A 14,009-nucleotide genomic window follows, 5' to 3' on the forward strand; every position below is an offset into this window, starting at 1 on the left:
GCCCGGCCATTCAGCTCGGCGCTCGGCGCTAACTCAGTTTCTCAACCAGTTCCTCAGCTTGACCAGCAGCAGCGCACCATCGCTGAGCTCGCGGCGGTCGTGAAGCAGTTCGGCGAGCAAGTCGGGGCGGTCGGTGATGATATTGTCGACGCCCATGTCGATCAGCTGCGACATGCGTGCACGGTTATTGACCGTCCAGGTGTGTAGCTCATAGCCGTAGTAACGGGCCGCGCGGATCTCGGCGTCACTGACCCGGTTGTGACGAAGTCCCAGGGCGTCGAAGCTGCTTCGGTCGAGGGTGCCTGGCAGCACGAACTGTGCCAGCAGGGTGGTGCGTAGCTGCGGCTCGCGGGCCTTGATCTCGCGCACCAGCGACGGCGACATGGTCGCTACCAGCACGTCGTCGTGGACGTCGTCGCTGCCGCAGCCCTCAGGTGGCTGTGATTCCTGCTCGCGGCAGTTCTGGCGCGCCTGGTTTTCCTGCGCCAGGCTCTCGAGTACCGCGTCGACCAGATCCAGCTCACGGCCCGGGTCGGGTTTCAAATCGATCATCAGCGGGCTCTGGGTGCGGGTGCGTGCCAGCGCTTCGTCCAACGTCGGCATGTGTTCGCCGACGAAGGCATCGCCGAACCAGCTACCCACATCAAACTGCTGCAGCTCCTCGAGGGTCAGGTCGCGTACATTACGTGGATCGCCGGTCAGGCGCTGCAGGGTGCGATCGTGGTAGAGAATCACCTGATCGTCAGCGGTGAGACGGACGTCGATTTCGGTAAAGTCGGCACCATCCAGTATCGCTTGCTCAATGGCGGCCATGGTGTTCTCCGGGGCCGCCATTGAGCTGCCGCGGTGGGCGGTGATCATCACCTCGTCGCGTAGTTCGAAGCTGTTGACGATCAGCCATGCCTGGCTGATCGCGAAGGCGATCACCCCCAGCTCAACGGCCCAGGCCCAGTGCCCAGGGTGCGAGTCGGCGCCGGGTCGGGGCGGGCGTGGCTCGCGGTGCACCAGGCGCAGATAGAGGCACGCCGACAACAGGCTGTTGGCGGCAATCCCCACGAAGGTCACTGCCAGTGTCAGCAGCACATAGCCGCTGAGATAGGCGAGCATGGCCGGTATCAACACTGCGTTGCGTTCCGGCAGCCACCATAGCATCGGGGTGAAGATGCGATCGAACAGCGCCGTGATCAAGAAAGGCAGTGCCACGATGGCGATCAGCAGCAGGATCACCGCGGCGGCAATCGGCCGGCGGCGGCTGCGGGTCAAACGATGGCTGCGCTTCAGGGCGCGCATCGGGCCAAGTGCTTCGAGCACCACCAGTGGCAGGGCCAGGATCCAGCGGAAATACAGCGTCGCAGCGATGCTCGCCCAGACCAGTGCCAGTGGCAGACTAACGGCCAGGAACTGCCACATGGCCGGCGGGCGGACCCGCTGCACATAGTAGGGGTCGAGGCCGCCAAGGAAGATGCCGTAGAGCCAGCTTATCGCGAGTACTGGCGGCAGGATCAGCAGCAGGTGAGCGCCGACCTGTACGACCACCAGCCCGGCCAGGGCCGGTAGCCGGCCCAGGCTGCCCCAGAAGGCCTCCCAGGCCAGCCGATAGTGATTGTCGCGGGGGCGAACCGCGACCAGGATCATGCCGGCCTGCTGCAGGTAGAGCACCAGGAAGGTCAGGCCGATAGCGGCCAGTAGCCACAGCACCCCACCGGGCGAGATCAGGATGTCGAGCAGCTCGGCATTGCTGATCACCGGCCGGCCAAACTGGCCGAGCAGCGAGGTCAGGGTCCAGGCTACCGAAGGCAGCAGCACCGCCGAGGCGAGGACGGTGAAGAACAGATGGTAAGCAAGCAGGGGGCGAAAATGCTCACGCAGCGAGCGAAGCACGTCACCGTTTAGCTGTGACAGTGACAGCATGGCAGTCCATTTGGTTGAGCATCCTGTATCTAGCCTGTCACCATGGCGCGCGCTTGGCAATTCCCGCTGCCTGGCAGCTCGCCCGACCTTGTGTGTGTCACGCCTCCAGCGGTAGCCGCGTCGCGGCGATGACGATGCCGTTGTTGTCGGCGTAGAGCCACTGACCCGGCACCATGTTGGCGCCGGCAAACTGCACGCCGACATCGCGCTGGCCATCGCCGTTGCATTGGCCGCGCCGCGGGTGCACCCCCAGCGCTTGCACGCCAAATTCCATTTCAGCCAGCACGTCGACGTCGCGCACGCAGCCGTAGAGGACCACACCGCCCCAGCCGTTCTCCAGGGCCTGCTCGGCAAGACGGTCGCCCAGCAGCGCGCAGCGCAGCGAGCCGCCGCCGTCGACGACCAGCACGCAACCATTGCCGGGTTCCGCGAGGGCCTGCATCAGCAGGGCGTTGTCCTCGAAGCACTTGATGGTGCGCACCGGACCGCAGAACGTCTCGCGGCCGCCGACGTTAGCGAAGATAGGGTCGAGCACCTGTACTTCGGGGTGAGCGTCGCAGATATCCGGCGTGACGATATGACTCATCATACGGCTCCTTTCAGGATGAACGGTGGAGGGTGTCTTGAGCATAAGTCATAAGCGCGGCGAGCTTGTCGCGCCAATAAAAAACGCCCCGCACGTGGCGGGGCGTTTCGGTCATCGGCTATGGCGTTTGCTGCCGGGCAGCATGGCCATCGATGTTGCGAGCATCGGCGACGATAGGTGTGATGCGGTCGATCAGGCTTCCTGGGCGACCGGAATCACATTCGAGGCAGCCTTTTGGTACTGCTCGATTTCATGGAAGTTCATGTAACGATAGATCTCAGATGCCATCGCGTCGAACTGTCCCATGTAGCCTTGGTATTCTTCCACGCTTGGCAGGCGTCCTTCAACCGCGGCCACGGCCGCCAGCTCGGCGGAAGCTAGATAGACGTTGGCACCATCACCCAGACGGTTGGGGAAGTTACGCGTCGACGTCGAGACCACAGTGGACTTGGCGGCCACGCGCGCCTGGTTACCCATGCACAGCGAGCAGCCCGGCATTTCCATGCGTGCACCGGCACGGCCGTAGATGCCGTAGTAGCCCTCTTCGGTGAGCTGGTGCTGGTCCATCTTGGTGGGCGGTGCCAGCCACAGCTTGGTCTTGAGGCTACCGGCCGGCTGCTGCTCGAGCAGCTTGCCCGCGGCGCGGAAGTGGCCGATGTTGGTCATGCACGAGCCAATGAAGACCTCATCGATCTTCTCGCCGGCCACGTCGGAGAGCAGGCGGGCGTCGTCCGGATCGTTGGGCGCGCAGAGGATCGGCTCCTTGATCTCGTCAAGGTCGATCTCGATCACTTCGGCGTACTCGGCGTCTGCATCGGCGCGCATCAGGCTCGGGTCAGCCAGCCACGCTTCCATGGCCTGGATGCGGCGACTGATGGTGCGCTCGTCGCCGTAACCGTTGCTGATCATCCACTTGAGCAGGGTGATGTTGGACTTCAGGTACTCGGCGACGCTGTCCTCACCCAGGGTGATGGTGCAGCCGGCGGCGGAGCGCTCGGCGGAGGCGTCGGAGAGCTCGAAGGCCTGCTCCACGGTGAGGTCCTCGAGGCCTTCGATCTCCAGTACGCGGCCCGAGAAGGCGTTCTTCTTGCCGGACTTCTCGACGGTCAGCAGGCCATGCTTGATCCCGTAGTAGGGGATGGCATGGACCAGGTCACGCAGGGTGACACCGGGCTGACGCTTGCCCTTGAAGCGCACAAGGATCGATTCCGGCATATCCAGCGGCATCACGCCGGTGGCGGCGGCGAAGGCCACCAGGCCGGAGCCCGCCGGGAACGAGATGCCCATCGGGAAACGGGTATGGGAATCACCGCCGGTACCCACGGTGTCGGGCAGCAGCATGCGGTTCAGCCAGCTGTGGATGATGCCGTCGCCGGGGCGCAGCGAAACACCGCCGCGGTTCATGATGAAATCGGGCAGGGTGTGCTGGGTCTCGACGTCGACCGGCTTGGGGTAGGCGCTGGTGTGACAGAACGACTGCATCACCAGATCGGCCTGGAAGCCCAGGCAGGCCAGGTCCTTGAGCTCGTCGCGGGTCATCGGCCCGGTGGTGTCCTGGGAGCCCACGGTGGTCATCTTCGGCTCGCAGTACATGCCCGGGCGCACGCCCTCCATGCCGCAGGCCTTGCCGACCATCTTCTGGGCCAGGGTAAAGCCCTTGCCGGTGTCGACCGGCTGTTCCGGGGTCTTGAACACCTCGGAGGCTTCCAAGCCCAACTCGTTGCGCGCCTTATCGGTCAAGCCTCGGCCGATGATCAGCGGAATACGGCCGCCAGCGCGCACTTCGTCGAGAATCACCCGGGTCTTGAGTTCGAAGGTAGAGAGCACCTCGTCGCTGCCGTGCTTGCAGACCTTGCCCTCGTAGGGGTAGACGTCGATGACGTCGCCCATCTCGAGCTTGGTGACGTCGAACTCGATCGGCAGGGCGCCGGCGTCTTCCATGGTGTTGAAGAAGATCGGCGCGATCTTGCCGCCAAAGCAGTAGCCGGCGGTGCGCTTGTTGGGCACGTAGGGCATGTCGTTGCCGAAGAACCACAGCACCGAGTTGGTAGCCGACTTGCGCGAAGAGCCGGTACCCACGACGTCACCGACGTAGGCGACCGGGTAGCCCTTGGCCTTGACCGCCTCGATCTGTGCCAGCGGGCCCTTGGTGCCGGGCTGCTCAGGCTCGATGCCGTCACGCGGGTTCTTGAGCATGGCGTTGGCATGCAGCGGAATGTCGGGGCGCGACCAGGCGTCTTGCGCCGGCGACAGGTCGTCGGTGTTGGTTTCACCGGGCACCTTGAAGACCGTCAGGGTGACCTTCTCATCGAGCTTGGGCTTGGCCAGGAACCACTCTGCGTCGGCCCACGACTGCAGCACGTCCTTGGCCACGGCGTTGCCGTTCTTGGCGCGTTCGGCCACGTCATGGAAGGCGTCGAACATCAGCAGGGTGTGCTTGAGCTGCTCGCCGGCTTCGCGGGCCAGCTCGTCGTTGTCGAGCAGCTCGACCAGCGTGGCGATGTTGTAGCCGCCCTGCATGGTACCCAGCAGCTTGACGGCATGAATCTTGTCGATCAGGGGAGAGCTGGCTTCGCCCTTGGTGATGGCGCTGAGGAAAGCGGCCTTGACGTAGGCAGCCTCGTCGACACCCGGCGGTACGCGGTCGGTGATCAACTCGAGCAGGAACTCTTCCTCGCCCGCCGGCGGCGCCTTGAGCAGTTCAATCAGCGCTGCGACCTGTTCGGCGTTAAGCGGTTTCGGCGGAATGCCCTCGGCGGCACGTTCCTCGACATGTTGGCGATAAGCTTCAAGCACGATAGGGCCCTCATCAAGTGTCTAAGCCAGGACGTTGCCTGGTCGCCGTATGCAGCTGATCCGCTGACGGCGCCAGTCGCATGTCGCCCCGGTTCTCGCGGTAACCATATGAATGGGTGCTGCGGACTATACGTGAAACTGTCGACAATGTTAAGGAAGCGCGGCGTGGTGGGCCTTCAACTTTGGTCGGCGCGCCGTGCGAAGGTGGGGGCGGGGACGATATCGAGGATGCCTCTAAGGCCTCGACGCGGTACCATCGGCGCCGTGAATTCGTCTGAGTGATTCAGTGGGGAGACGCATGAGCCAACGGATCGTGTCGCCCTGCGTGGGCCTGTGTTCTACCACGGTGGGAGACACCACCTGCCGCGGCTGCCAGCGTCACGACCGTGAGATTCGTGACTGGCTGGGCTATGACGGCAGCGAGCGCGAGGCGCGCATGCAGGCGCTGGATGCGCTTCGCGTGACGGTGGCCGAGCGCTATCTGATGATCACCGATGCAGCACTGCTCGAGACACAGCTGGTGCGTTACCGGATTCGCTTCCGGCCCGAGCAGCCGGCGTTGTCGCGTGCCATCGAACTGCTCCGGGTAGGACGCCAGCGCATCAACGACCTGACACGCTACGGGCTGGCGCCGCGCGATGCTGTCGCAGCGCTGGATCCCGTCGAGCTCTATACGGTGATCCACCGGGCGCTGGATGCCGCCGCCCAGGCGCGCAGCGACGCCGAGCCTTGACCCCCATTGTCTACATCCAACCGCCACTTAATGATGCAAGAGAATCTGACCATGCAAGACTCCCCGGAGGCGCTGCTGCCCGAGTCGCTTACGCATTTTCTGCGCTGCCCCACGCCCGATGCCTGGGTCGCGGCGGCGCTCGCCAATGAAGAATTGCTGCTGATCGACCATGCGCAGTGTGAGAAGAAGGCCGCCTCGACGGCGATGAGCCTGATGTACCGCTACGTAGATCGGCCGCTGCTGCTGACCAAGATGTCGCAGCTGGCCCGGGAAGAGCTGCTGCACTTCGAGCAGGTCATCAAGATTATGGAGACCCGTGGCGTTACCTACCGCCATCTCAGTGCCTCACGCTACGCTGAAGGACTGCGCCGTGAGGTGCGGACTGAAGATCCGGCGCGGCTGGTCGATATATTGATCATCGGGGCCTATATCGAAGCGCGCAGCTGTGAGCGCTTCGCGCGGCTGATTCCGCACCTCGACGCTGAACTTGCCAAGTTCTATCGCAGTCTGGTTAAGTCGGAAGGGCGTCACTTCGAGGACTACCTGATGCTGGCGCGCCGCTACGCAGACGAGGGAGGCGATGCCGACGTCGAAGCACGCATTGCTTTCTTCGCCGAGTGCGAAGCCGAGTTGATCAACTGTGAGGACAACGAGTTTCGTTTCCACAGCGGCTTGCCACGCGCCGCATGAGCCGCCCAGGCGCGCCTATGGCATACTGAGCAGATAATAACGCAGGAACCATCATGATGCGGGAACCACCTGTCAACGAGCAGTTAGCGCTATTCGGTCACTTTTCTCTGATGCTCGGCGAGGACAGCCTTTCCCAGTTCAGTTACGACAAGGTCAAGGCCTTGCTGGTCTATCTGCTGCTGCATCGCCAGCCCGTCAATCGCTCGACCCTGGCCGAGCTGCTGTGGCCCGACCAGGGGCTGTCGTCAGGGCGTACCAACCTGCGCCACGCGCTGCACTGCCTGCGCCAGTCGCTGGGCGACCAGGCTGAACGGGTGCTGGTGGTGTCGCGTCAGACCATCGCCTTCAAGCTGCCCGAGGAGTGGGTGTTCGATCTCTATCAGCTGCAGGAGATGCTCGACGCACCCGCCGATCTCACCAACCTTGAAGCGATCCTCGACATCTATCGCGGTGATCTGGTCGAAGAGCTGCAGCTGTCGGCCTGCGCCGAGTTCCAGCGCTGGTTGCTACGGGTGCGCAACGAGTGGCGTCAGCGGGTCATTGCCTACGCCGAGACCGTGCTCGAGTCCCACGACGCGGTGCCTGAACCGCTGCTGCGTGCCCTGGTAAGCCGTTTTTCCGGCTACGGTCCCTTCCACGAACGGTTGGTGCGTCAGCTCGCCGAGCAGGGCCAGTCGGCGGCGGCCCATGAACAGTACAATGCCTATCTGCAACTGCTGGCGCTGTCCGGCCAGCAGCCCGAGCCAAACTTCCTGCAGCTGGCTCGCCACTGGTCGGACGGAAAAGGAGAGCTGCAGCGACTCTCGCCCCAGGGCGCCTTCTCGCGGGCGCTGGCCGCCGATAGCTCGCCGCTGCGCGACGACGAGATCGAGCAGCGCCAGCTGTCAGTGATGGCTATCCGGCTGCGCCTCAAGGGGGAGTGGCAGGATCGCGCCGAAACCCGCGCCTGCCTGACGCTGCAGATCGAACTGATGCGCTGGCTCGAGCAGCAATGTCACCACCTGGGGGGGTTCTGGCTGCCGGGCGCTACCGGTGGTCTGGGGCTGGCCTGCTTCGGTACCCACGGCCCGGCGCACCAACTGGCCGAACTGGTGGCGCTCTACGAACACTGCCGGCGCACGCTGCCCGACGAGAGTGCGCGCCACTGGAGCGGCGACGGCGCGATTCCTTCCTTCGAGCTGGCCGCCGGCCTCAACAGTGGCCGGGTGGTATATCTGCCTGAGCGCCAGCTGGTCGACCCACTCGGTCAGGTCACCCAGGTATCGCTGGAGCTGATGAGCGCCGCGGAAGGCAGCGAACTGGTGATCTCCCAGGAGTCGAGCCAGCACATGCCACCGGCGCTCGACCTCCAGCCGCGGCTGTCATCGCGGCTGCTGGCCAGTGACGGCAAGGTTCGCCTGCGTGCCTTGGTCCTGGGTACCAACGAAGGTGGCCGCGAGGCGCTGCCGCCGAGCCTGATCGGCCGTGAGCCGGCGCTGCGCAAGCTGCGCGACGCCCTGGCGCGGGCCGGTATCGGTCTGCGCCAGAGCGTGCTGGTGCGCGGTGCCTCGGGGATGGGCAAGTCGGCGCTGCTAGTCGGCTTTCGCCAGATCGAGCAGAGTCGTGACGCCGCCGTATGCTGGCAACCCACCACCCGGCTATCGGTGCAGATGCCCTACGGTGTGGCACGCCAGCTGCTGCACTGGCATCTGGGCGATGCCGTCGACAGTCAGGCATTTGGTTTGCTGCTCGAGCAGCTGCCGGGTTTCAGCCCGGATGACGACAAGCGTCAGCTGCTCGAGGAGGCGCTTGGCGTGCGCGAACCCGAAGAGCTCTCCGCGGTGACCCAAAGTGGCGAGGCGGTGGAACTGGTGGTCAACCTGATGCAGCGGCTGATCGAGTTGCTGACCCAGGAGCGGCCGCTGGTGATGATGATCGATGATCTGCAGTGGCTCGACGAGCTGTCGTTCAAGGTGCTCTCGGGATTGCAGGCACGGCTACCGATCAACTGCCCGCTGCTGATCGTGGCCAGCCATCACGGCCGCGAGCCGCTGCCGGCCAAGCTGCACTGGGACCAGCAGATCGCACTGGGTCGGCTCGACGCGCTGCAGTCGTCGCGGCTGCTGTCGCAGTTGGCGCGTCGCTATCGGCTGCACCTCAGCCCGCGCTTGCGCAATCAGCTGATCGAGCGCTGCGACGGTGTGCCGCTCTACCTGCAGGAGATCTGCCGGCGCCTCGACATGGATCGCCGTGAGGGGCGCAGCGTGCAGCTCGACGAACTGCCCCGCGGCCTGCTGGGGCTGCTCGCCAGCCGCATCGATCAGCTCGATGTGGACCGCGAGGTGGCCCATGTGGCGGCGGTGCTGGGGCGCCAGTTCCGGCTCGATTTCCTGGTCGAATGCAGCGGCTGGGAGCCGGCCCGCCTCAAGCAGGCGCTGGAGCAGATGTGCCGGCTCGAGGTCATCGAGGTCTGTGACGGCGGCAGCGAGTTCGACTACCAGTTCAGCCACCAACTGCTGCAGGAAGCGGCCTATCTGTCCTGCCCACGTGACCTGCGCATGCGTATTCACCTGCAGGTGGTCAACCTCATCGAGGAGCGTTTCCCGATGTGGATCAGCCGGCACCCCGGCGACTTCGCCACTCACCTGCGGCGCAGCGGCCACTATGCGCGCGGTGCGCGCTACTTCGAACTGGCCGCCCGCGAGGCGCTCAAGGTCAGTGCTAACCGCACCGCGCTGAAAATGGCCGATTCCGGGCTTGCCAGTCTGCGCCACGTCAACGACCAGGTCGAGCGTGAGATCAGTCTGCTCACGGTGCGTGGCCAGGCGGCGTTTGCCCTTGAGGGTCACGGCTCGCCGACTGCACACGAGAGCTTCGTGCGTGCCCGCGAGCTGATGGCGTGCGACAGCAACGAAACGTTGGCCGATGAGGAAGCGGATCTCGAGCAGCGTTTCCTGGTCAAGTGGGGCCTTTGGGTGGGCTGCAGCCAGCGCCATGCTCATGCCGATGCCTTTTCGCTGGCCTCCAATCTCGCCGATCTGGCGGCGCGCCTCGACGACGTGCGCTATCAGCGCCTCGCTGACTATGCCCAGGCGACCTGTGAATACTGGGCGGGGCGTATTCGCCAGGCCTACGACCACCTCGAGGAGATCGACCCGCTCAACCAGTCGATGCTGATCGAGTGGCTGCCGTTCTCCGACCATCCTCAGGTGGCAGCGTCCTGCTATCAAGGCTGGGCGCTGTGCCTGCGCGGTGACTACCGCCGCGCCGAGCAGCAGGCCGAGGCTGCCATCCGTCTCGCTGAGCGCTTCAAGCATCCCGGCTCGCTGGCTATGGCGCTGCTGTTCTCGGCCGCGGTCTATCGCCAGCTGGGACACGTGCATCTGGCCGGCATGCGTGCCCAGCGCGCCTTCGAACTGACCGGCACCCCGGACCTGCACCTTTGGCAGGTGTCATCCCAGAGTCTGATCGGCTGGCAGAGAGCCCTGGCCGGTGACGCCGAAGGCCTGGTGATGCTGCAGGCGGGGATGGAGGAGTTCGATGAAGTGACCGGTCGCGAGCGATACACCCGCCCGGTACTGTGGTACGTGGATGCCTGCATGGCACTTGGCGAATACGTCCGCGCCGAGGATTACCTCGACCAGTGCCTACTGGTGGCCCAGGAGCGCGGTTCGCTCTACCTCCCGGAAATTGCCACCCAGCTGGCACGGGTTCGCCATCAACTGGGGCATCCCCGCGACGCGGTCAGGACGCTGGCAGAACAAGCCTTGTTGCAGGCTCGTGAGCACGAGAACCTGCATCAGCAGCTGCACGCCCTGGAGCTATGGCTGACGCTTATCGACCCGTCGGATGGCAAAGCGCGAGATGACTTCCGGCGTCTGCTCAGCGAGGTCTCGCACAGCGACGCGCCGGTATTGGTACGCTGGCGCAACCTGTTGGACCAGCGCGTACCGGCGAGCGCTGATAACGCCTGAGCTTGCCGGCTAGCCGGTGCTGAGCTCCAGTGCGCTGATGCGCTGCAGTGCCTGCTCACGGTGGCTGCCGCAGAGCTCGGCATCGAAGTCGAAGTCCCGGCACACCGCCGGGCGCTGCGGGTCGCCGAATAGCCGGCACAGGTTGTCTTCATCGAGCTGCGCGCAGCGCACCCCGGCTGGCTTGCCATCCGGCATGCCGGGGATCGGCGAGCTGATCGAGGGGGCGATGCAGCAGGCCCCACAGCCCGGTCGGCAGCCCGCCTCGCTCACGGCCCCGCCTCGGCCATGGCCCCCTTGTCGATGCCCTCGAAGGCTTTGACCTTGATGCGCTCACCGCACTCTCGAGCGATCCGCTCGGCGAGCCAGGCAGCGATGTGCTCGACGGTGGTCGGGCACGGCAGGATTGCGCAGCGCGCCCGGGGCAGGCGCATGACGAAGTTGCCCTGAGGTGCGCGATAACGACACGTCAAGGCGTCGCTATCGGCGTCGCTGCTTACGTCCTCGGCGTCGACCAGATAGCGGTCGGCCAGCCAGGCGGCCCAGCGCGCCTCCAGGCCGACATCGCGCTGTCCCTGGCGCCAGATCTCGAGGCGCGAGCGGTGGCCGTGGGCGATGCGCTGACAGTTGCCGGCATGCCGCTTGAGGCCATGACTGTAGGTAAAGGCAGCGCCGTCGATGGCCTCATCGCGCAGCGCCAGGCGGATCGCCTCGACCCTAGGTGGCGGGCGTCGCATCAGCTCCTTGGCCAGGTGCTCGCCGAGCCGCTCGGCGCTTACGGCCTGCCAGGGCAGCAGGGTGAAGGCCTGGCGCGGACCACGTACCTCCATGGGGTAGGGCAGCTGGGTGCGTATCGACAGCCCCTCGCGGCACTCCTGCACGCTGATGCCTGGTGCGCGGCTCGGCACCAGCAGCGTATGGTCGGCGCCGGCGTCCAGTCGTGACTTGATCCACGGCTTGACCTCACCGAAGTCGAACAGCATGCCATCTTCGCCCAGCGCGCCATCCAGCTCGGCATCCACGTGCCAGCTGGCGCCGATCAGCCCGCGATTTGGGCACCACAGCGAGACATCGAGCTGGGTCAGGCGATTCACGAATAGTGTCATGCAAACCCCGCGATCTTGTGCGTCTGCAGCGAGAGCTGCCAGCGTGGCGTGGCCAGGCAGTAGGCCAGCGTCGCCTCGAGGGTGGTACCGTCGCGGCCCTGGGGAGCCAGATCCATTGGCTGCAGGTAGAAATGTTGGAAGTCGAGTTCGGCGAAACGCTCCGGCGGCGCCGCCGACTGCGGATAGACCAGCTTGAGCTCGTCGCCGCCAGTCACGGCCAGTCGACTGGCTCCTTTGGGGCTGACACATAGCCAGTCGATGCCGGGGGGCGGCGCCAGGGTGCCGTTGGTCTCCACGGCGATCTCGAAGCCTCTCGCGTGCATGGCCTCGATCAGAGCGGTATCCAGCTGCAGTAGCGGCTCGCCACCGGTGAACACCACATAGGGCGTGGCGCCGTGACTGCGGGCCGGCCACTGGCCCAGCAGATGATCGGCGAGGGCATCGGCGCTGCTGAAGCGTCCGCCGCCTGGGCCATCGGTGCCCACGAAATCGGTGTCGCAGAACTGGCAAACGCTGGTGGCGCGATCCTGTTCGCGACCGCTCCATAGGTTGCAGCCGCTGAAGCGACAGAACACGCTGGCGCGCCCGGCGCGGGCGCCTTCGCCCTGCAGGGTGTAGAAGGCTTCCTTGACGTGATACATCAGCGGGGTGCTCCACCGGCAGATGATGAAGCGTCGCTGTCGGGCCGCTCGACATAGCCAAGCGGATCGCTCGCGCCATTGGCGGCGAAGGCCGCCAGGCGCTCGCGACAGCTGCCACAGGTGCCGCAGGCCAGCTCGCCGCCTAGATAGCAGGTCCAGGTCTCGGCGTAGTCGAGACCCATGGCCAGCCCGTCGGCGAGGATCTCGTCCTTGCCGCGGCGCAGGTAGGGCGCAACGATCTCCACCGCATCGAAGTTGGCGATCGCTGCCACTGCGTTCATCTTGTCGACGAACGCCGGACGGCAGTCGGGGTAGAGCACATGGTCACCGCCGTGGGCGCCGTAGTAGACCCGGGGCGCGCCGATGTTGACCGCCTGGGCGATGGCCAGCGAGAGCAGGATCATGTTGCGGTTGGGTACCACGGTCGCCGCCAGGTTGTCGGCGTCGTAGTCGCCGCTGGGCATCTCGCGACTAGCATCGGTGAGCGCCGAGTTGTCGATCAGGCCGTGAATGGCGCGAATATCGATGACCTGATGTGCCACGCCGAGGCGCTGGCAAACGGCGCGTGCGGCGTCTAATTCGCGGGCGTGGCGCTGGCCGTAGTCGAACGACAGTGCGTGGACATGATGGCCATCGCGCAGCGCACGGTGAAGAACGGTATACGAATCCATGCCGCCGGAGTAGATCACCACGGCGGGTCGAGCATCGGTTGTCATGGGAAAGCCCCTGTCGGAGAATTTGTCCGGGGTCCGGTCCGGTGGCGGCATATTGTAGCCGTGACGCCAGGGCCTGGCTATACGCCGGCCGTACCGGTACTCTCGGGACAGCGTCGTCACCACTGCAAGGGATCGTCATGGCCACCATCGAACACAGTGCCATTCTACCGGCCCCCCCGGAGCGGGTATTCGCCCTGCTCGAGCGGGTGGAGGACTTCGCCGACTATTCCGACCTGATCGAGGCCATCGAGCCGCTCGGCGGCCAGCGCTATCGCTGGCACATCCACGCGGTGGGCATGGACTGGACCTTCGACGTCGAGATCACCGAGCGCCAGGCACCCGAACGGCTGGCATGGGAGTCCTTGGATGGCGTGCGTAACCAGGGCTGCTACCGGCTGCGCCAAGTCGACGATGGCACCGAGGTATCGTTGACCATCGACTACCGCATCAATAACCGGCTGCTGGAGCGGGCCGTCAATCGGGCCGCCAAGCCGCTGGTCAGCAAAGTCAGTCGGCAGATTCTGGCGCGTGTCGAAGCGCGGCTATAAACCGCAGCGGCGATGCATAAAAAGCGCTATCGCGGCACCGCGGCAGGGCCTATATTAGCGCTGTCGGAGCAGCAGCTCCTATACCTGGAACCTGACGTCATGTGGAAGAGCTTGATGCTGTGCGTGTCGATCCTGGTCGTGCAACTCGGCGTGTTGCACTACATCGACCAGCGAATTCAACCGGGTAACCCGGCCTCGTCGATGCTGACCCAGCAGGATGACGATACGCCCCCGCCGATGGGTTAACTGTTGCCGGCCTCGCTCGGGACTGATCCGCCGCCGGCGTCCCTCGCTACCGACGCTGCTTTCTTTACTAGCGATTCGGAGATGGT

Annotated in this window: 12 protein-coding genes; 5 read left to right on the forward strand and 7 right to left on the reverse strand. The window is 65.1% G+C overall.

Translation table 11 applies throughout. The annotated features are described in order from the left end of the window. Positions 1–33 precede the first annotated feature (33 nt). The 3 genes from BLT16_RS09325 to acnB form a co-directional block, all read right to left on the reverse strand. Positions 34–1,911 carry a glycerophosphodiester phosphodiesterase family protein gene (locus BLT16_RS09325; RefSeq protein WP_089658261.1) on the reverse strand — a complete coding sequence of 626 codons (1,878 nt, stop codon included), beginning with the start codon at positions 1,909–1,911 and terminating at the stop codon, positions 34–36. A 97-nt stretch (positions 1,912–2,008) separates the two neighbouring features. Then, positions 2,009–2,497, reverse strand: a complete 489-nt coding sequence (gene rraA, locus BLT16_RS09330; RefSeq protein ID WP_176817201.1) for a ribonuclease E activity regulator RraA — start codon at positions 2,495–2,497, stop codon at positions 2,009–2,011. Positions 2,498–2,689: 192 nt separating this feature from the next. Continuing rightward, positions 2,690–5,293, reverse strand: a complete 2,604-nt coding sequence (acnB, locus tag BLT16_RS09335) for a bifunctional aconitate hydratase 2/2-methylisocitrate dehydratase (RefSeq protein ID WP_089658263.1) — start codon at positions 5,291–5,293, stop codon at positions 2,690–2,692. Positions 5,294–5,591: 298 nt separating this feature from the next. On the opposite strand from acnB, the gene BLT16_RS09340 reads away from it, so the two are divergent. The 3 genes from BLT16_RS09340 to BLT16_RS09350 are packed head-to-tail and all read left to right on the forward strand — an operon-like array spanning position 5,592 to position 10,669. Continuing rightward, positions 5,592–6,026: a DUF1289 domain-containing protein gene (locus tag BLT16_RS09340; RefSeq protein ID WP_089658264.1), complete on the forward strand. Its 435-nt coding sequence runs from the start codon at positions 5,592–5,594 to the stop codon at positions 6,024–6,026. Between the two features lie 51 nt (positions 6,027–6,077). Beyond that, on the forward strand, positions 6,078–6,716 hold the full coding sequence (locus tag BLT16_RS09345; RefSeq protein ID WP_245701566.1) for a MiaE family protein: 639 nt from the start codon (positions 6,078–6,080) through the stop codon (positions 6,714–6,716). A gap of 53 nt (positions 6,717–6,769) precedes the next feature. After that, entirely contained in the window at positions 6,770–10,669 is a 3,900-nt protein-coding gene (locus BLT16_RS09350) for an ATP-binding protein (RefSeq protein WP_089658266.1), read from the forward strand. 9 nt (positions 10,670–10,678) lie between these two features. Here BLT16_RS09350 and BLT16_RS09355 read toward each other — a convergent pair whose 3' ends face one another. The 4 genes from BLT16_RS09355 to queC are packed head-to-tail and all read right to left on the reverse strand — an operon-like array spanning position 10,679 to position 13,129. After that, complete coding sequence (locus tag BLT16_RS09355) at positions 10,679–10,939, reverse strand: YkgJ family cysteine cluster protein (protein ID WP_089658267.1); 261 nt, start codon at positions 10,937–10,939, stop codon at positions 10,679–10,681. Further along, positions 10,936–11,772 (reverse strand): 6-carboxytetrahydropterin synthase, encoded by an 837-nt coding sequence (locus tag BLT16_RS09360; RefSeq protein WP_089658268.1) that lies wholly within the window; start codon positions 11,770–11,772, stop codon positions 10,936–10,938. The genes BLT16_RS09355 and BLT16_RS09360 overlap by 4 nt, the downstream gene beginning before the upstream one ends. Beyond that, positions 11,769–12,413: a 7-carboxy-7-deazaguanine synthase gene (gene queE / locus BLT16_RS09365; protein WP_089658269.1), complete on the reverse strand. Its 645-nt coding sequence runs from the start codon at positions 12,411–12,413 to the stop codon at positions 11,769–11,771. The genes BLT16_RS09360 and queE overlap by 4 nt, the downstream gene beginning before the upstream one ends. After that, the gene (gene queC, locus BLT16_RS09370; protein ID WP_089658270.1) at positions 12,413–13,129 is read right to left on the reverse strand and encodes a 7-cyano-7-deazaguanine synthase QueC; all 717 of its coding nucleotides are present in this window, start codon (positions 13,127–13,129) and stop codon (positions 12,413–12,415) included. The genes queE and queC overlap by 1 nt, the downstream gene beginning before the upstream one ends. 137 nt (positions 13,130–13,266) lie before the next feature. Here queC and BLT16_RS09375 point away from each other — a divergent pair, with 137 nt between their 5' ends. Both BLT16_RS09375 and BLT16_RS20825 read left to right on the forward strand, forming a co-directional pair. Further along, a complete protein-coding gene (locus tag BLT16_RS09375; protein WP_089658271.1) occupies positions 13,267–13,677 on the forward strand; it encodes an SRPBCC family protein in 411 nt (136 codons plus the stop codon). Between the two features lie 99 nt (positions 13,678–13,776). Next, positions 13,777–13,923, forward strand: a complete 147-nt coding sequence (locus tag BLT16_RS20825; RefSeq protein WP_156889338.1) for a hypothetical protein — start codon at positions 13,777–13,779, stop codon at positions 13,921–13,923. Positions 13,924–14,009: the final 86 nt, after the last annotated feature.

Origin of the sequence: Franzmannia pantelleriensis (assembly GCF_900102875.1) — a bacterium.
Classification (GTDB): domain Bacteria; phylum Pseudomonadota; class Gammaproteobacteria; order Pseudomonadales; family Halomonadaceae; genus Franzmannia; species Franzmannia pantelleriensis.